The organism is Staphylococcus equorum (assembly GCF_029531845.1).
Lineage (GTDB): Bacteria > Bacillota > Bacilli > Staphylococcales > Staphylococcaceae > Staphylococcus > Staphylococcus equorum_C.
In genome coordinates, this window is record NZ_JAMBPV010000006.1 from 16,317 (window position 1) to 35,287 (window position 18,971).

The following is an 18,971-nucleotide window of genomic DNA, read 5'->3' on the forward strand; positions in this document are numbered from 1 at the left end:
TATTCAATAGCATTTAAAATAGGGATTTTTTATGTTACTTACATTATATTATATCTCCGTTTTTATGTCATTGTATTAATTTTACCATAACATTAATTTTTAAATACTAAATTATATTAAACAATTCTGATGAAATGTACATTAAATATAGAGATTGGGTTGATTATGAATGAAATCAAGACTGACAACAAAATTTATCAACAAGTATTTATTACCACATAGATCAATTTTATTTGAAAAAGACCAAGATTTCGAACGATTTTTAGACACAAGATTGAAAATGAATGAAAAAAAGCATAAACAACCAGAAACATTAAATGTAAAATCTGATTTGGATAAGCAAACTATAGGTGATATGCAACTTTTCAGATTTTGTTTTCGACATAGTCGCAAGAAAAAAATATTATATATACACGGTGGCTATAATGTATTGCAACCGTCAGCATTTCATTGGAGATTAATGGATAAGCTTGCATTGAGTACATTACATGAAATTGTTATGCCAATTTATCCTAAGGCGCCTGAGTTCTATATTGATGACACATACAGTGCTATTTTTGAAGTGTATAATCAATTATTGTCCGAGGTGAGTAGTGATGAAATTGTCATTATGGGTGATGGAACAGGTGGTACATTGGCATTAGGCTTTGTACAGCAATTGCAAGAGAAACAACACCCTTTACCAAACAAACTTTATTTACTTTCTCCGCTACTAGATGCACATCTACAAAACGAAGCAATTACAGAAGAATTAGAAAAGAAAGATGTTATTCTAAATAAGTATGGTATTCAAAAAATTATGGGTCATTGGTCAAAAGATGTATCACTAGATGAACCTAAAGTTTCACCTATTAATGGGAATTTAACTAATTTACCACCTATATTTATGTTTGGTGGTACTCGTGAAATTTATCAACCAGATATGAAAAGGTTGGTTTATCTTTTAGAAGAGCATCAACAACCAATTCATTTTTATGAATATAAAAATATGGTTCATGCGTTTGAACTATTGCCTATCAGAGAGTCCCATAAAGTTGTTAAGCAAATCGTTAATACAATTGATGTGTAATGTACGAAAAAGTCATTTGATTTAAGTGAAATGCCAACTTATAAAGGCAAGCATAAATATAATAAAATAAAACAGTTCCAATTTTTCACATAAATTGGAACTGTTTTATTGCGTTTAAGTATTTATAAGTGTGCTAATTGTATCAATCACAAGTTTTTGTCCCATTAAGTTATAATGGGTTGCTAAAAATAACTCGAATTCATCTTGAGGTTCACCCATTGAACTAAAGTTAGCAGCAGAGGTTTCAAATTCTTCTGAAGTAATAAGCGCGTAATTACTATAATGATCAATGAATGTACGCTCATCTGTATATGTGTTTAAAAGTGTATGAATGGCGTCGATTGCTTTCTTTTGACCTTGCAGATAGCTTATATCTAAACCACGCTTAATGAGTTTGCTGTCAGGACCATTAATAACGAGACTTTTATTTTGATTGAGTTCACTAAGTTCAAATTTAGTATTATCGAATAAATCATAAAGCTGTAATTGTACGATTTCTCTTATACTTTGTGACATGAAATATACATCTCCTTATTGTGGAATATTGATACGATGACCTAATTGTTTCGGCCAGTTGATGCGTTCTTGATTATCATAATAGCTTACAATTTGATTCAAATAGTGTTGAGGAAATGGGGCGGATTTTTTAGTCGCTCTGCTAATCCCTAACATCATAGCTTCGTTTGTAGCAACAGTAGTCCCATCTTGTTGTTTCATTATCGAGAAGAAATGTACTCTTTTAACATCATAATTATATATATATACGCTAATGACGAATTGGTCATCTTCAATTAATTCTGATAAATAAGCAGTATGTTCTTCAACGGTGAACATTGTATAATTTAACACTTTTCGTTCTTGAAGTGACAAACCATGCTGATAGTTAAATTGGTTAATTGCATCGCTAAAAACCATATTGTAGTTCGCATCATGCACGTGTCCGTTATGGTCAATCATTTCTTTAGCAACAGTTTGTACTACTGTAAAAGGCTTTTTCATGTGAACAGCTCCTTGGTTGTTAAAAACAAAAGTAATAGTTGAATTTTAACATGTAAATATATTTTCTAAAGAAAAATAACTAAAACTATGCAAACCATACATACAATGTATTTCATGGTAAAATAGAAGAAATGGTTTGAGGAGGGAAATTATGAGTGTAACAATAAAATATCAGACTTCCGAAAAATCTTTAACCCAAGTTAATCACTTTAAAGAAATTCCTGAATCAGCTACTTTTATCTGGTGTGATTTTAATGATCCATCTGACGAAGAAAACGAGATGCTACAATCATATTTTAATTTTAACCAGCTTGAAATCGATGATACAGTAAATGGGACGCCGAGGGCTAAATATAAAATTTATGACACTTATCAGTACATAGTGTTTCATAGTGTTGATTCGCATTATACTGGAGATAAAGTCCTGAATTTGTTCATTAAAGACAACATGTTAATTACATATCATCATAAACCTTTTGATGTATTACAAGAAGTAGAACATTATATCTCAAGTCATTATGAAGTGGATTTAGATGCTTCAGATGTGATTCTTTATATTTTGGATGAACTTGTAGATACTTATTTTGAATTGATTTATGATATAGAAAATAAAGTATATGGTTTAGAAGATCGAGAAACACATGGCAGCTCAACTAAAGCAATAATGGATGATGTATTTAAAATACGTTCAAAAATCATAAAATTAAAGCGTATTATATATCCAATGAGAGAATTAGTAGAGAATATGAAAGAAAGCAGTCAATTACTTGTAGATGATAAAAATCATATGTATATTCAACATATAGACGATCATATGATTAAACAAGAAAATATAATGAACTTATCACAAGAAATGACAGAAGAAATAAGAGATAATTATTCATCATATTCATATTATAAGATGAATAGCATTATGCAAATCCTTACTTTAGTATCTGTTGTATTCCTCCCTCTAACATTAATTACAGGTATATATGGAATGAATTTTTCAAATATGCCAGAACTTAAGTGGCATTATGGTTATTACATTATACTTGCGATTATGTTAGCGATTAGTATAGGTAGTATATTTTATTTTAAAAAAGAAAAATGGTTTTAATGTTATATTTGAAAATATAGGTAATGTTTTAAATAATAGAACGAACATAATAAGGATTGAAAGTAGGGCAAAATATGAGTGATAATAAAAGAGAACAAAGAAAGAATGAGCACGTAGAAATTGCAATGGCACAACAAGATGCTACGATTTCAGATTTTGACGAAATAAGGTTTGTCCATCATTCAATTCCGAATATCGATGTAGATGATGTTAATATACAAAGCGAATTGAAGGACTTTACACTTAAGAAACCATTATATATTAATGCAATGACAGGCGGCAGTGAATGGACGAAACAGATCAATGAGAAGTTGGCAATCATTGCACGTGAAACAGGAATGGCAATGGCTGTAGGGTCAACACATGCTGCTTTACGTAATAGTAAAATGATTTCATCATTTAGTGTAGTAAGAGAAACCAATCCTGATGGTATTATATTCAGTAATGTTGGCGCAGATGTGCCCGTAGATAAAGCAGTTGAATCAGTGAAATTACTTGATGCCCAAGCTCTACAAGTTCACGTAAACGCACCTCAAGAACTTGTCATGCCAGAAGGGAATAGAACTTTTTCTACGTGGATGGAAAACCTTGCACAAATTGTAGCACACGTGGATGTACCAGTGATTGTTAAAGAAGTTGGTTTTGGTATGAGCAAAGAAACAATTAAACAATTGCATGAGATTGGAGTCCGTTACGTTGACGTCAGTGGACGCGGGGGTACAAATTTTGTAGATATTGAAAATGAAAGACGTACGTATAAAGATATGGATTATCTTGGTTTATGGGGTCAAACGACTGTTGAATCATTATTAGAAAGTACTGCTCACCAGCAAGATATGGATATATTAGCAAGCGGTGGTGTGAGAACACCATTAGATGCAGTGAAATGTCTAGCATTAGGCGCCAGTGCTGTTGGTATGTCACGACCGTTTTTAAACCAAGTCGAGAACCATGGCATCACAGAGACAATTGATTATACTGAACAATTTACAGATCATATGAAGAAAATTATGACAATGCTTGATACGCCAACTATTAAAGATTTAAAACAATCACAAATGATCTTTAGTCCTAAGCTAGAATCATGGATAGAGCAAAGAGGATTAGATATTAGATAAATAAAGGATAGGTGAGACATAAATATCTCATCCTAAAATTTAAAGCACTAATCTATTAGTTTATAATGGATTGGTGCTTTTCTATTTAAAATCTTCCGATTTTGAAAGCGCATGTTTGTCAGATTTTTTATAGTATGGATCGAGCCTGTAGTCTCTCACTCATACTATTCCCCTAGGCGTCAGCTCTTTACAAAATCGGTATAATTATATAAATTTATACAAAAAAATAAGCCACTTTCGTATAATAAAGTTACTCTAACATAACTTCAAAACGAGGTGGCTTATGTATAAAAATTATAATAAGACTCAGTTAACACTGCCAGTGAGTTTCTATATTTTTATATAGAAATCAATTTTTATTTTAACCAAAAATGTTAATAAATGTTGTAACGATAGGTACACCAAGTAAATCTATTAAGAACGCGCCGACAATCGGAACGACAAGATAAGCTTTAGGTGAAGCACCGTATTTTTTAGTAATAACATCTAAGTTAGCCATTGCGTTAGGTGTAGCACCTAGACCATGGCCGATGAAACCACCAATCATAACTGCGGCGTCATAGTTTTTACCAAGTCCTCGGAATACTACGAAGACTGAGAATAATACGATAAATACAACTTGTGCTAATACAATAACAATTAACGGCACTGCTAACTGATAAATTTCAGTAAGTTGAATACTCATTAAGGCAATAGATAAGAATAAGCTAAGAGAAACATCACTGATACTATCGATAATCTTCATATCAATAAGATTCAAATTATTATATTCTGAAATATTACGTATAATAACTGCGACAAACATTGCACCTACATAAACAGGGATATTAATACCTGTTAAGTCTGAGAACGTATTTCCTAGATAAGAACCAATGGCCATACAGATGGCTACAATTGAAAATTGTAATAGGAAAATTGTTGTCGGTGTCATACGGTTTTTTAAATATGAGTTTGATTTTACATTACTATAATCTTTAGTTGTCTCTTCTGCATTTTCTGGTTTTAAATTATATTTATTTATTAAAAATTTAACGACAGGTCCACCAATTAAACCACCAGCAACAAGGCCTAATGTTGCGGCTGCTAGAGCGGCTGTTAATGCTGAATCAATACCCATGTTTTGCACGGTTTGACCATATGCTGCCGCATTACCATGTCCGCCTTCCATTGACATTGAACCAGCTGTTAGTCCAAGTAGTGGTGGGATATTTAAAACTTTTGCGATAGATACGCCGATGATATTTTGGAATACGGCAAGAACGCCACAAAAGATAAAATATAATATTAATACCTTTCCGCCTAAGCGTAGTAGTTTTAATGATGCTCCTAGTCCAATTGTTGTAAAGAAAGCAAGCATAAAGAAATTCTGAATAAAATCAGAATCTAATTTTATTGTTATAATGTTCGTTGATTGTAAGACAGCAACAAGTATCGAGAATAACAAACCACCAATTACTGGTGCTGGAATACATAATCGCCTTAAAATTGATACGTGATTCACAATAAATATACCTAAAAGGTATAAAACACTCGCGAGTGCTAAAGTAGTTATAGCATCTAGCTCTAGCATTTTCATTCCCCCTCATTTTACAAATAAATCTCTCCTATAATGTGATATGTAAACAAATTTCGCACTAAAACAAGAAAGTGCTTACAAAAGCCCATTATATTTATTATACATTCTCGAATATAATAATGCTACAAAAAAATTATATACAAAGAAATATATAGTTTTTTTGTGTAATTTAACACCGAATTTTATAATGGAGCTTAATTTACATAGGATAAAAGTTAATAATAAGAAAGTAAATTAGAATCATTAATAACGATTAAACAGCTATATAAAGACTAAACAATTTTTATATGAAAGAAATGAACTTTATGCGATGACATTCAATCAGTTTTGATATACTATATATCATATGAAAATACTAGGTTATAAGGAGAAAGTATATGGATGAGTCTTTAAGAAGTGAAAAACAATATGGTGCGTTAGCGTTATTGCCATTAGTTATCTTTTTAGTTTTATATATCGGCGTAGGGATTACATTTACGATTATGGGCAAAGAGGATGCATTTGATCAATTGCCACGACATGTCGCTATTTTTATAGGTATTGTCATAGCATGGACTTGTTATGATAGAAAAACGAAATTTACGAAAAAAGTTCAGATTTTTACTGAACATGCAGGGAACTCAGGCATTGTAAATCTCGGATTAATCTTGTTACTTGCAGGTGCTTTTTCAACGGTTACTTCTGAGATGGGTGGTAAAGACGCTATGGTCAACATGGGCCTATCCGTTATCCCACCAAGTTTACTTATACCAGGAATATTTATAATGAGTGGATTTGCTGCGTTAACGTTAGGGACTTCAACAGGAGCGCAAGCAGCATTTATTCCTGTAGGTGTAGCGGTAGCACAAGCAGCAGACTTAAGTGTAGCTGCAGCTGGTGCAGCAGTTATTGCAGGTGCTTACTTTGGTGATAATTTATCTATCATTTCTGATACAACGATTGCCGCAACGAATGGTGTAGGCGCCAAGATGAAAGATAAATTTAAAATGAATGTGTTGATTGCTTTACCTGCCGCGCTCATCACGGCTATTATATATGCCATTGTTGGCGGTACTGGTAATGTAGAAGGCGATCTAAGTTTCAATTTCATTAATATTTTGCCTTATATATTTGTATTAATAGCTGCTATTGCAGGTTTAGACGTGATTCTTGTTCTTATTCTTGGTATTGGGATGGCTGGACTACTAGGTTTGGTTCAAGGTCAAATGGGTATCTTCCAATTTACGAAATCGATTGGTGATGGTATGGAAAGTATGTTCAACATTTTCCTTGTAGCATTCTTGGTATCTGGACTTGTAGCATTAATTCGATACTATGGCGGTGTAGATTGGATTATTCGCGCTATGAAACGAAAAGCAACTGGACGCAAAAGTGCTGAATATGTAATTAGTATGATGTCAGGTGTGCTTTCTGCGGCACTTTCACATAATACGTTAGCGATTATTATTTCTGCACCGATTGCAAAAGAAATTGGCGATGAATATAAAGTACCACCTAAACGGATGGCCAGCTTACTAGATATTTTCGCTTGTTGTGCCTTAATGGTTCTCCCTCACGACAGTGGGATGTTAATGGTTGAACAATATGGCGATGTTTCTTATTTAGAAGTATTAAAATATTCATTCTACCCAGTTGTATTTGTTATTTGTACAGTTATTACCATCCAATTTGGTTTGTTAGATGGCAGTAAAAAAGTTAAAAAATAAATGAGTTAATGAAAAAGCTATACTTTATATAGAGCAAAAGGAGCTTCCAAGATGGAAGCTCCTTTTGCTTTATATTGTTGTAATATTTTATTTGCGCCATGTATGTTCTGAATCTGTCATATCTGATTTGCGCATCTTAGAGACATATGGATTGCCTTTGACAGTATAACGTAATGGTTTAAAAGTCCAATCGCCTTTATTTGGAATACCGATACGTCCGCTTTCTTCAATAGCACATGGATATTTACGATTTTTAGTGTCTATTAATAGACGACCTTCATTTAAACGTGAACCATCTAAATGGCGAGGGATATTAAAAGCTTTCGTCCACTTTCCAGGGCCATTTGTTAATTCGAATCCGTTTTTTCCCCTATTCAGTTTCATGGTTTCGATGCCTTCTTCAGGCTCTACAGCTCTGATTAACACACCTTCGGGGATGCCTTCATCTTTTGTGACAAAATTGATTAAAAGGTGATTGTGCATAACGTGCGCATATATCGTCCCACCGCGTTTATACAAGGATTCTACTTTGGGCGTCCTTTTTCCATTAAAACCATGAGCAGCACGATCCTCTTTGCCAATATAGGCTTCAGTTTCTACAATATATCCAGTAAATGTTTCGAGTTCATCTTGGAAAATCACTTTGACACCTAATAAATCTTTAGCAATAGATACTGTATCTCGACGTAAAAAATCCATTAGTTGTTCCTCCGGTTTCTAGTTTTTTTAAAAATAAATATTTTTAAATGTTTTTTTTAGAATAAGTAAAATTGTATTACTACTTACAAAATAGTTTGTTACACTTAACTAAATAAGATATTTAAAGAATTTACATATAATGTACCAAAATTTAATGTAAATTAAAAATTATCTTTAACAAATGTATATGGAAGGAGGAATAATATGGAGCGGAAAATCGGTTTTCTTCAAGCTCTCAAATTGTTCTGGACAAACTATGTTAATTTTAAAGGGCGCTCACGTCGTAGCGAATATTGGTACATGACGTTATGGCATATGATTTTTATGATACCAGCGCTAATATTACTTATTTTAGGTTTAATCATGCTTGTTTCAGGTATTTCATCTTATTCCGGTGAAGTTACTGCAATGGGTACTCTTTTACTAATTATGTTTTTTATATATATTGGTATATATAGTTTTGCTACATTTATTCCTAGTTGGGCATTATTGGTGAGAAGATTTCATGATACTGGTAGAAAAATGTTGATACCAGTGATTTATTTTACCGTATTAATTGTTACTAATATTATTGTTACATTGATAAATGCGATGGATCCTGAATATGCTAATGTTTCTAGTATCATTACGCTGATATTGATATATATCATTTATATTGCATTAGGCATATATTGTTTAGTTATTTGTTGCTTAGATAGTGAGAGAAAAACGAATAAATATGGGACGAGCCATAAATACGGTAATCACATTCGTCCAAATATTAATGCATATGAGAATACTTTTAACCCTAAAGAAAATGAGCAGCTTGGACAAACTCCAAAGCAAGATGAATTAAAATACTGAAATTAAAACGTTGTTCCCAACTTTGTTTAAGTGGAAACAGCGTTAATTTTTTATTGTGTGATACCACTTGTACAAGAAGTAAAAAAGTTATGCTATTTATCAGGCATGGCCATGACAACAAATAAAATAGAATTAAATCTAGCAAAGTTCAATTTAAAATGTAACTTTGCTAGATCTAATGGTATTATCAAAGTATATTATTTTTAAAAGAGAGGGGTTGGTGCACAGTGTCATTAAACATTGAACATGTAACCAAGAGATATAAAGATTTTACGGCTGTTAATGATATTTCGTTATCTTTAGAGCAAGGTAAAATGTTAGGTTTTCTAGGCAGAAATGGTGCAGGAAAAACGACAACCTTCAGAATGATTTTAGGACTGACACCAATCACTGAAGGTAAAATTGCATATAATGATAAACCCATAGATAAGACTTCATACAATCACATTGGCTATTTACCAGAAGAGAGAGGATTACATCCTAAAATGAAAGTAGAAGATGAATTACGTTATTTAGCTACTTTAAAAGGTATGAAATCCAAGGCAATCACGGAAGCTATAGACTATTGGTTAGATAGATTTGGTATTAACGAAAATAGAGAAAAGAAAATTGAAGCACTATCTAAAGGGAATCAACAAAAAATTCAATTATTAGCAAGTATGTTACATAAACCAGAATTACTCATTTTGGATGAACCATTCAGTGGCCTAGATCCAGTAAATGTAGAGTTATTAAAATCTGCTGTTAAAGATTTAAATGACGCTGGCACAACTATTATATATAGCTCTCATAGAATGGAACATGTAGAAGAATTATGTGATAATGTCTGCATTCTAAATCGTGGAGAGCTTGTTGTTTCAGGACCAATTGATGAAGTGAAAGCTAATCATGGTAATAAAAGCGTCGTCGTAGAAACAGAACATGAAATGCCAGAAATAGATAACATTGATGGTGTCTTACATGTAGATAGAAGTAAAAGAGAAATTAAAGCAATGATTGAGGCAGAAGCCGTTGCTGAAAAAATTTATGAAGTAGTTACACAATACGGTTTCGTCAAAAGGTTTCAAGTTGTAGAACCGACATTAAATGAAATCTTTATAGCAAAAGTAGGTGACGTCAATGGATAAATTCTTTGCGACATTTTCTCTAACTTATAAAAGTAAAGTTAAAACGAAGTCATTTGTTATCTTCACATCTATTGTGATTCTTTTAATGGTGGGAGCGGCAAACATTAATAAAATCATTGATTTATTTGATGATGGCCCTGATAAAGTAGGCGTCGTATCTTCAGATAACCAAATTTACAAAGTTATTAAATCACAAGGTGATCAGCTTGATGAAGGGGCAGACTTTAAGCAAGTATCAGAAAAACAAGCAAAGTCACAAGTTAAAAACGAAAAATTAGATAAAGCTTACGTTATTAAACTGAGTGAAGATAAAAAGCTTTCAGGTAAAATATTGAGTAAAGATGCTGTTTCAGAACAAGATAAGCAAAAATTAAAAGCGACATTATCAACTTTACAAACACAATTCGTTGCAACGAATTTAAACTTGTCACAAGACGAATTAAAGCAGTTACAATCTCAAAGTGAAGTAACTTCAGAAGTGCTTGCAGATAATGCTAACAATTCAAATTTAAGTGAAGCTCAAAAAGGCTTTAATACAATGATTGTTTATGCAGGTGTGATGCTTATATTCTTTATCGTTTTCAATTATGCGAGTCAAGTTGCTATGGAAATCGCAACTGAGAAAACATCACGTGTTATTGAAATGATTATTACGAGTGTGTCACCAGTGACGCATATGCTTGCGAAGATGGCAGGCGTGGTTTCAGTAGCGTTAACCCAAATCAGTATATTTATTGTAGCTGGCATTATATGTTTCTTATTATTTGATATTGGAGATATGTTAAAAGGGTTCGATATTGAACCAAATGAATTAACGGTGCAACTAATCGTCGTAGGTATCATATCAATGATCATTGGTATACTTTCATATATCATTTTAGCAGCGATTTTAGGATCTATCACTGCCCGTATAGAAGATATTAATCAATCATTAATGCCAATGACTTTAATTAGTATGATTGCCTTCTATATTTCCTTATTTAGTATAATGAATACAGATACATTATTGGTGAAAATTACGAGCTTTATACCATTACTTTCACCATTTGTGATGTTTGTCCGTGCATCCACGCCTGATGTAGCAATTTGGGAAATTGTAGTAAGTATGGTGTTATCAATTATCACTATTTTTATACTATTATGGATTGCAGTGCGTAGTTATAAAGATACGATATTGAGTTTTGATAAAGGATTTATGAGTTCCGTAAAACGTATATTTAACAGAAAATAATATTTTAATATGCATTATTAAAATAAACTGCCATCAGCATGTAATATGTGGTGGTGGTTTATTTTTGGCTGTTGAGACGTTTATTATATAAATGTACCTTTTTAAAATATAGAGAAAGTTATTTATATAAAAAATACTATGTACTTATATAAATTAAGTAGTAGAATAAAGAGGAATTCAACAAGGTTATAATATTATACAATAAAAAATGGCTGGAATTTGTATAATAGTAGAAAAAGTATAACAATTTTTATGATTGTTTGTTAAAATTGACGATTAGTATAGATAAACATTTGACTAAATTGTTACAATATAAGAGAGCAAAAGAAGAAATAGGGAGTATTGAACAGTTACACAAGATTATGTTAGTGCATCACAGTGACTTTGCAAGTTAACTTATGCTAGAGGGAAGCATAGTTAATCACAGTGATGTTGTTTCATTTAATCGTATTAAGTGTGATAGGGATTGCTCACTACAATTGAAATATTATTACCATAATAAATATTCAAGTTATTTGGACTTGTAGTGAGATAGATTACATTGCCTAAACACAATGCAGACCCCCTCTGGGTTGTGATTTACAGGCCACGTTTGTAAGTGATGTTTTTATTCATGATAAAACTTAATATTAGTATTTGGAAAAATATTGGGTTTGAAAGGGAGTAATTGATGATGTTTGCAAAAGTAGAAAGCCAAAGTAATGGTATTGATTTAATTAAAATTGATAATGAAGAAACGAAAATTGTTTTTACAAATTATGGAGCACGTATCGTTTCATGGAAGTACGATGATAATAACATTGTACTTGGAAATGTTGTAGAAGCAGATGAATTCTATGAAGAAAATCCATTTCATTTCGGAGCAACAATTGGCCGTTATGGTGGTAGAATAGCAAATGCTACATTTGAATTAGATGGAAAGACTTATCAGCTTGACGCAAATAACGGGACACATAACATACATGGTGGACCTGAGGGTATTGGTACACGCTTCTTTGATTACGAAATTGAAGAACAAGTAGGCCAAGTAAAAGTAATTTTTACAACGACTATAAAAAGTTCGGACGATCATTTTCCTGGTGATATTGAGCTAGAAGTTATTCATACTTATGATGTAGATCATAAATGGACAATTGAATACAAAGCAACGGCTACTGAGAAAACGTTATTTAACCCGATGAATCATGTATACTTTAATTTGAATAGAGATAACAATGTAATTGATAATCATAGTATTGCAAGTTCAAAATTAGATATGTATTTATTAGGCGACGATAATATCGTTAAAAGTATGAAACCAATTGATTTAGTGGACACATTTAAGGAAGAAAACATTCAATTTAAAGACATCTTTACGAGTGATCATCCAGTTGTGAAAGCTCAAATGGAACATTTTGGCGGCATCGATCACCCATTTGATATAGGTGGTAATGAAATGACTGTTGAAAATAAACGCTTTTTATTAACAGTAAATACTGACATGCCAAATGTTGTTATTTTCACGTTTAATGACACTACAAGTTGGCAAAGTGATTTTAATATTTATAAAGCACATTCTGGTTTTACACTTGAGACGCAATGTATACCAAATGATATTAACTTAATGGGAGATAAAGCACCATCTATATTGGAAGCTAATCAACCATACTACTCAAAAACGTCATATAAAATTTTCGAAAAAGAGTTATAGAAACTAAATTAATATTATGAAAATAAATCTGAGACATCGATACATGTCTCAGATTTATTTTTTGTAATGCGCTTATATTAAGCTTTAAAAAAACGACTACTTCATTCATGAAAATAATTAGTTTTTATGCAAGGGTTACAGCCCTTGTATGATATTTTTTAGTCATCTTTGACGGGGGACAACGAAATCTTATTAGAAAAATTAGATTTTTGTCTATCTGGCATTTATATATTTATTTCTCTGCAATGTTTTGTGCTCGCTTTAAAAATTTTTGCAACTTTGAAAGTCTTTCATTGGTGAGATAGGGATTTTTTATAGCATCTTTTAAGCGGGCGATATTTTTATTATCGTTATAATAGATGTCATTAAGTTCGAACACTGATAGAGGCATATGCGTGTTTGAAGAATGTATTAATTCTAAATTTGCAGTACCATCTACAAACCCTTCTTTGATAACTCTAAGATAAAACCCAGTCTTACATGAACGCGACATACGCTTAACTAAATCTGGAATTTTATATTTTTCTTGAATCTTCCAACAAGGCTCTCTTATTTCAGATACTTCTACAATTGCTTCACCTAATTGAAATTGGTCACCCAAATAAACATCAATTTCATCTATATCGACAGCAGTTAAATTCTCACCAAACATAGCATAGTCAGGTAATGTAGAAACATCATTTTTCCATAAGTCATAGTTCTTCTTACTATAAAGACATAGAGCTTTGTCTGCTCCACCATGACCTTTATACTCTTGTTCGTCTTCAACGAATCCAGTCTTTGATAACCACATTTGTCCTGTGATTCTCTTTTTATTTAAGGCTGAGCGCATAGGTCTTTTTGTACTGTATGATAAATCTTGAATTTTACCTGTAGAAATTGCATTTAGAGCATAAATCATAATTCAGTACCTCCTGCAGTTTAGTAAATATCATTTTAAAACAATTTTTTGAATATGCAAGCAAACATATATTTGAGTCTTATATTTACTTTTTTTAGCTATGTATTTTTATAAATCTCATGTACAATAAAGATAAAAGTACAGTGTGTAAAGGGGAAGCATTATGAATAAAAAACAGTTGAAGTTAAGTACATTTGATGATGCATTAGACCAAATTAAAGATGGTATGATTGTGGGTGTTGGTTCAGGATCAACAATTGAATTACTCGTGCCAAAAATCGCAGAGAAATTAGAACAAGCACATATTGATATCACTGGAGTCTGTACTTCTAACAAAACGGCTTATATCGCAAAAGAACTAGGTATGCGTGTAGTTGACGTGAACGATGTGGACAAAATTGACATCGCAATTGATGGTGCTGATGAAGTAGACGGTCAATTAAACCTTATAAAAGGTGGCGGTGGGGCTCTGTTTAGAGAAAAAGTGATCGATGCTATGGCAGATAGATTTATTGTTTTAATCGATGATAGTAAATGTGTGGATTATTTAGGTCAAACGTTTAAGCTTCCAGTAGAAGTAGATAAATTTAATTGGCTACTCGTTTCTAAAAAGATTGAGTCATATGGTAGTGGTAATGTTAAAGCGATACGCCGTGTTGTTGATGATGTGCCTTTTATTACAGATAATGGAAACTATATATTGGACTTAGAATTAAACGGAAATATAGATGCTTACGAAATGCATGAGTATTTAATCCATCTTGTGGGTGTATTGGAAACCGGTTATTTCTTAGATGTTGCTGACCAAATTATTATTGGTTCGACAGACGGTGTGAAAGTTCTTGAAAAATAAATAATACAAAAAGTGATAGAGGTCCAAAGGATTATTTATCACTTTTTTTGCTTTTATTTAGAAATGACAGTGATTTGTGCTGACTCCTTTTTAGTTAATAAAACATTCGGCGAAGACTACAGGTTGATGCTGTGCCCGTGAAAAGCGTGTACAAATAATAGGCGTGGGACAGAAATCTAATTTTCCTAATGAGATTTCGTTGCATGAGCCTAGCCCGACAAAGATGACTAAAAAAGGAATACAAGAGCTGAAGCTCTTGCATAAGAACTACTTGTTTTCATAAATGAAGTAGTAATTCTTTAAAAGCGTAGTATAAGCGCATTTTCAATTCAGTCAGCTACTGCCAATTAAAATGAGGCTGAAACATGTATTTATGTCTCAGCCTCATTCTGAGAAGACGTATTATATATACAATACGCTCTCAAATTTTTATGGTGTTAGTGATTGATATAACTAACGACGGTGACCACGTTTACTTTTAAGATTAAAAGGAGAACGCGTGCGTTTATCATTTGAATCATTGTCTACTTCTGCATCGCTATGTGTTATTGCGTGTGTAGTGTTTGATTCAGTTGATGATGTGTCTTCAACATGATTATCGTCAGTAATGGATGCTTTGGCATTACTCACAGCTGAAGATTTACGATCAGTTGAATAATGTGCACTTGTTTTTAACGCCTCATTATTGTTATCAGTTGTATCGTGCTTTACTTTTTCAGTAGATGCTTCAACCGAACTATTAGTTAAATTATTTGAATCGTTATTGTCATCATCATTAATTTTGTCAGCTTGTTCATTAATAACAACACTATCATCATTTATTGTGTTGTTTTCAGTATTTGTCTTCTTTTGATTATCATCAGTAGTTAAATTTGAGTTGTTTTGTTCAGTTGCTTCATTATCAGAAGACGTTGTAGATGCTGCAGTATCTTTATCATCGACTGTTGAAGCTGTCGTCTTTGTTGTTTCAGTAGATTGTTGCTGTTGATTTGAGTCATGAGACGTATGATGAGCTGCAGCTACACCACTTGCAGTAGTCGTTGCCTTTAAGCTGTCTGAAGTTGATGTGTTTGTGTTGTTTTCATCTTTAACGCTATTTTCATCTTCATTATCGTCAGTTTGAGCATCGTTTTCAGACGTTTCATTAACGTGATCAAGATAATTGTTATCGTCCACTTCATCTAAACTACGTTTTGTGAAGAAATACAGAATTGCACGAACGATAATACTTAATAGAATATAAACAGCAGCAACAGCGGCTGTAGTTAAAGCGATTACTTTCATTGGGAACACATCGCCCAATTCTTCGTTAAATAAGAAGACGAAACCAAATGACATTGTCGCATGGAAGATTGTCGCAATGTATATTGTACGTCCTTTTGTTGCGCGAATAAGCTCTCCGATAATCATTGAAAAAGCAAAAGAATAAAGGAAACTATATATCGCATAATCAAAGCTAAATGAAATATTAACATTCCATATTGAATACATAACACCTACAATAACAGATGCGATAAATGTATTCATCTTAGTTTCAACAATATGTTGTAAATAAGAACGGAAACCAAATTCTACTAAGAAAGCCATGATAATTTGGCCAATAATAATTGATATAATTGAAACAGATAAATCTTCTGTTTGTAGAAGCACAAAACTATCTGCGTAAACGTTGAAGCATACCATAGCAATAATAAAAATAATTAGTGGTATGACGAGTGCTAAGATGATACGTTCTATAACTTTTAAACTGATTGAAAGCTTTAAGCTACCGAGTTGCGTGCCTCTGTGCTTAAAGACAAGCAAACATATAATAGCAGCAATAAATGGTGCTAAGCTACTTATGTCAAAGACAAAAGTTTTAAGCGAAATTGTACCTTGAAAATCTTTAAGTATAATAGGCGCTGCATAAGCAATAATGAAGAAAATAAATATCATCATTGCCCATTGAAAACCTGGTATACGTTTTGTATTCATTATGTAACCTCCAATAGGGTTCAGAAAAATCATTTATTCCTAATTATACATACATCTTAGTGATAAATAAATTAAATTCAAATAATTATCATTGAAATGTAATACTTTTACAAAAACAAACGCGTAATTGAAACAATTTTAATATGAATTTCTAAATTAACTTTTAGACAATTGGGTAAAGGTAATTATAAATATCATTGAATTGGCAAAAATGTAAGCGTATACTTTAAGTGTCGATATAGTTTCAAAAGGAGGAGAACTATGTATAAATTAGCACAACGTGATTTATGGACAGGAAGAGTAGATAGTGAAACAGAGAAAACAGAGTTTAGGCATTTTCAAACAATACAATTTCGTAATATTGAAGATGAGTACAATGAGCCACGTCACGGTGTAGGTTTGTTAGGCTATGCGGTTGATAAGGGTGTGGAACTTAATAAAGGAAGAATTGGAGCTAAGTTAGGCCCTGATGCAATCAAGAAGACTTTTGCTAATTTACCAGTCTTAAGAACATGTACAATTTATGATTATGGGAATGTTGAACATAATCACGAGACTTTAGAAGAAACGCAGCAAGAATTTGCACATTATGTTGCTACATCGATACAAAGACATAACCAAACCTTTTTGCTAGGTGGCGGACATGATATCGCTTATGCACAGTATCTGGGCACACGTGAGGCGTTTCCAGACGCATCTATTGGTGTCATTAATATTGACGCACACTTTGACACTAGAAAAGAATCAGGCTCTACTTCTGGCACGAGCTTCAGACAAATTTTAGAACAGGATGAAAATACTGATTATTTAGTATTAGGTATTCAACAAGGTGGTAACACGCAAGCACTATTTGATTACGCGAAAGAAAAAGACATCGGTTTTGTTTATTCTGATGAATTGTTACATCAAATATCTCCTCCAATTAAGGATAAAATAGAACGTTTTATACATGATCATGATGTGATTATGTTTACGATATGTATGGATGTTATTGATAGTGCATTCGCACCAGGTGTAAGTGCAAATGCTGTGTTAGGGCTCTCGCCACATGTGGTACTAGAATTAGCTAAACGCATTATTCCAAATGAAAAAGTTTCAACAGTTAGTATTGCTGAAACGAATCCAAAATATGATGTAGATAATCGAACTGCTAAATTATCTGCTAATTTTTTACATCATTTTATTCTTTAATATACCAATAATCAATGCACTGATCTATAAAAGAAAGTACTCTCTCAGAGTGCTTTCTTTTTTTTAGGTAGTTGATATAAATTGAACGACCTAATTTGGGATGCATTTCTAAAGCGTCTAAATCTCGCGCATTAAATGATTGATAATATACACGTGGAATAACAGCATATCCCAATCCTCTATGTACAAAATTCGTAGCCGCTTCAAAACGATCGACTTCCATAATGATATTCGGATGTATGTTCATACGTGTAAAGTAATCATCAAGATGTTTGCGCACTTGAGAACCTTTGGTTGGTAAAATTAATGGCAATGATTTAATAGACGTTATTTTAGTACCTGGAAAAGCATTCTTAGGCGTAATAACGACGTAAGATTCATCATATAAAGGGATAGATTTAATATCTTCGTGATCAATTTGTTCGTTGGTCAATGCAAGGTGATTTTCAAAATTGATGAGCTGTTCCAGTATTTTGTTTTGGTCATGCACCTCAGATACTAGATAAGTTTGATTAGGGTTATATTTTAAATGGATAGAAAGCACTTGGGAAATCCATTGATTTGCCGATTCTAAAATAGATAATTTGATTTTAGGCGCATGTCCCATATTGAGATCATACATTTTTTCGAGCGTTTGATGATAGTTCTGTATCAATTGCTGTGCGTAATTATAAAAATGTATTCCTTTTTCAGTGATTTTAATATCCTTAGTAGTTCTCATAAAAAGGTCATAACCTAAATTAGCTTCCATTTTTTTAATCGTAGTCGTTAAAGATGGTTGACTAATATGTAAAAAGTTAGCAGCCTTAGTAAAGCTATTATATTTCACAACGGCTACAAAATATTCTAATTGAATGATTTTCAATATAATACCTCCTTGAATATGTAATTAATT

General features: G+C 32.3%; 17 protein-coding genes. 10 read left to right on the top strand and 7 right to left on the bottom strand.

All coding sequences use genetic code 11. The features are described from left to right. Nucleotides 1-169: 169 nt before the first annotated feature. Nucleotides 170-1,069 (top strand): alpha/beta hydrolase fold domain-containing protein, encoded by a 900-nt coding sequence (locus M4L39_RS08725; protein ID WP_277581663.1) that lies wholly within the window; start codon nucleotides 170-172, stop codon nucleotides 1,067-1,069. Between the two features lie 114 nt (nucleotides 1,070-1,183). Here M4L39_RS08725 and M4L39_RS08730 read toward each other — a convergent pair whose 3' ends face one another. Both M4L39_RS08730 and M4L39_RS08735 read right to left on the bottom strand, forming a co-directional pair. Then, a complete protein-coding gene (locus tag M4L39_RS08730) occupies nucleotides 1,184-1,585 on the bottom strand; it encodes a hypothetical protein (RefSeq protein ID WP_277581664.1) in 402 nt (133 codons plus the stop codon). Between the two features lie 15 nt (nucleotides 1,586-1,600). Beyond that, a complete protein-coding gene (locus M4L39_RS08735) occupies nucleotides 1,601-2,068 on the bottom strand; it encodes a thioesterase family protein (protein WP_277581665.1) in 468 nt (155 codons plus the stop codon). A 151-nt stretch (nucleotides 2,069-2,219) separates the two neighbouring features. Here M4L39_RS08735 and corA point away from each other — a divergent pair, with 151 nt between their 5' ends. Together corA and fni are read left to right on the top strand one after the other, a co-directional pair. Then, nucleotides 2,220-3,167 carry a magnesium/cobalt transporter CorA gene (gene corA / locus M4L39_RS08740; protein WP_277581666.1) on the top strand — a complete coding sequence of 316 codons (948 nt, stop codon included), beginning with the start codon at nucleotides 2,220-2,222 and terminating at the stop codon, nucleotides 3,165-3,167. A gap of 74 nt (nucleotides 3,168-3,241) precedes the next feature. Beyond that, nucleotides 3,242-4,285 carry a type 2 isopentenyl-diphosphate Delta-isomerase gene (fni, locus tag M4L39_RS08745; RefSeq protein WP_277581667.1) on the top strand — a complete coding sequence of 348 codons (1,044 nt, stop codon included), beginning with the start codon at nucleotides 3,242-3,244 and terminating at the stop codon, nucleotides 4,283-4,285. 361 nt (nucleotides 4,286-4,646) lie between these two features. On the opposite strand, the gene gltS is transcribed toward fni, so the two are convergent. Next, complete coding sequence (gene gltS, locus M4L39_RS08750; RefSeq protein WP_277581668.1) at nucleotides 4,647-5,855, bottom strand: sodium/glutamate symporter; 1,209 nt, start codon at nucleotides 5,853-5,855, stop codon at nucleotides 4,647-4,649. 383 nt (nucleotides 5,856-6,238) lie between these two features. Between gltS and M4L39_RS08755 the strand changes: the two genes are divergently transcribed. Next, nucleotides 6,239-7,567 (top strand): Na+/H+ antiporter NhaC family protein, encoded by a 1,329-nt coding sequence (locus M4L39_RS08755; RefSeq protein WP_277581669.1) that lies wholly within the window; start codon nucleotides 6,239-6,241, stop codon nucleotides 7,565-7,567. An 87-nt stretch (nucleotides 7,568-7,654) separates the two neighbouring features. On the opposite strand, the gene M4L39_RS08760 is transcribed toward M4L39_RS08755, so the two are convergent. After that, nucleotides 7,655-8,266 (bottom strand): DNA-3-methyladenine glycosylase, encoded by a 612-nt coding sequence (locus M4L39_RS08760; RefSeq protein ID WP_277581670.1) that lies wholly within the window; start codon nucleotides 8,264-8,266, stop codon nucleotides 7,655-7,657. Nucleotides 8,267-8,470: 204 nt separating this feature from the next. Here M4L39_RS08760 and M4L39_RS08765 point away from each other — a divergent pair, with 204 nt between their 5' ends. The 4 genes from M4L39_RS08765 to M4L39_RS08780 all read left to right on the top strand — a co-directional run bounded on the left by M4L39_RS08765 (nucleotide 8,471) and on the right by M4L39_RS08780 (nucleotide 13,157). Further along, on the top strand, nucleotides 8,471-9,109 hold the full coding sequence (locus M4L39_RS08765) for a DUF805 domain-containing protein (RefSeq protein ID WP_277581671.1): 639 nt from the start codon (nucleotides 8,471-8,473) through the stop codon (nucleotides 9,107-9,109). Nucleotides 9,110-9,336: 227 nt separating this feature from the next. Continuing rightward, nucleotides 9,337-10,236, top strand: a complete 900-nt coding sequence (locus M4L39_RS08770) for an ABC transporter ATP-binding protein (RefSeq protein ID WP_277581672.1) — start codon at nucleotides 9,337-9,339, stop codon at nucleotides 10,234-10,236. Beyond that, entirely contained in the window at nucleotides 10,229-11,467 is a 1,239-nt protein-coding gene (locus tag M4L39_RS08775) for an ABC transporter permease (RefSeq protein WP_277581673.1), read from the top strand. Before M4L39_RS08770 ends, M4L39_RS08775 begins: the two co-directional genes overlap by 8 nt. 673 nt (nucleotides 11,468-12,140) lie before the next feature. Continuing rightward, nucleotides 12,141-13,157 (top strand): aldose epimerase family protein, encoded by a 1,017-nt coding sequence (locus M4L39_RS08780; RefSeq protein ID WP_277581674.1) that lies wholly within the window; start codon nucleotides 12,141-12,143, stop codon nucleotides 13,155-13,157. 232 nt (nucleotides 13,158-13,389) lie between these two features. Here M4L39_RS08780 and M4L39_RS08785 read toward each other — a convergent pair whose 3' ends face one another. Next, nucleotides 13,390-14,058, bottom strand: coding sequence for an MOSC domain-containing protein (locus M4L39_RS08785; protein ID WP_277581675.1), 669 nt, complete (start codon nucleotides 14,056-14,058; stop codon nucleotides 13,390-13,392). A 160-nt stretch (nucleotides 14,059-14,218) separates the two neighbouring features. On the opposite strand from M4L39_RS08785, the gene M4L39_RS08790 reads away from it, so the two are divergent. Further along, nucleotides 14,219-14,911, top strand: coding sequence for a ribose 5-phosphate isomerase A (locus M4L39_RS08790; RefSeq protein WP_277581778.1), 693 nt, complete (start codon nucleotides 14,219-14,221; stop codon nucleotides 14,909-14,911). 453 nt (nucleotides 14,912-15,364) lie between these two features. On the opposite strand, the gene M4L39_RS08795 is transcribed toward M4L39_RS08790, so the two are convergent. Then, nucleotides 15,365-16,885, bottom strand: coding sequence for a CPBP family intramembrane glutamic endopeptidase (locus M4L39_RS08795; RefSeq protein WP_277581676.1), 1,521 nt, complete (start codon nucleotides 16,883-16,885; stop codon nucleotides 15,365-15,367). Nucleotides 16,886-17,146: 261 nt separating this feature from the next. On the opposite strand from M4L39_RS08795, the gene hutG reads away from it, so the two are divergent. Beyond that, complete coding sequence (gene hutG / locus M4L39_RS08800) at nucleotides 17,147-18,076, top strand: formimidoylglutamase (protein ID WP_277581677.1); 930 nt, start codon at nucleotides 17,147-17,149, stop codon at nucleotides 18,074-18,076. Here the strand turns inward: hutG and M4L39_RS08805 are convergent. Then, nucleotides 18,066-18,941: a LysR family transcriptional regulator gene (locus tag M4L39_RS08805; RefSeq protein ID WP_277581678.1), complete on the bottom strand. Its 876-nt coding sequence runs from the start codon at nucleotides 18,939-18,941 to the stop codon at nucleotides 18,066-18,068. The two genes, hutG and M4L39_RS08805, sit on opposite strands and share 11 nt — an antisense overlap. Nucleotides 18,942-18,971 lie beyond the last annotated feature (30 nt).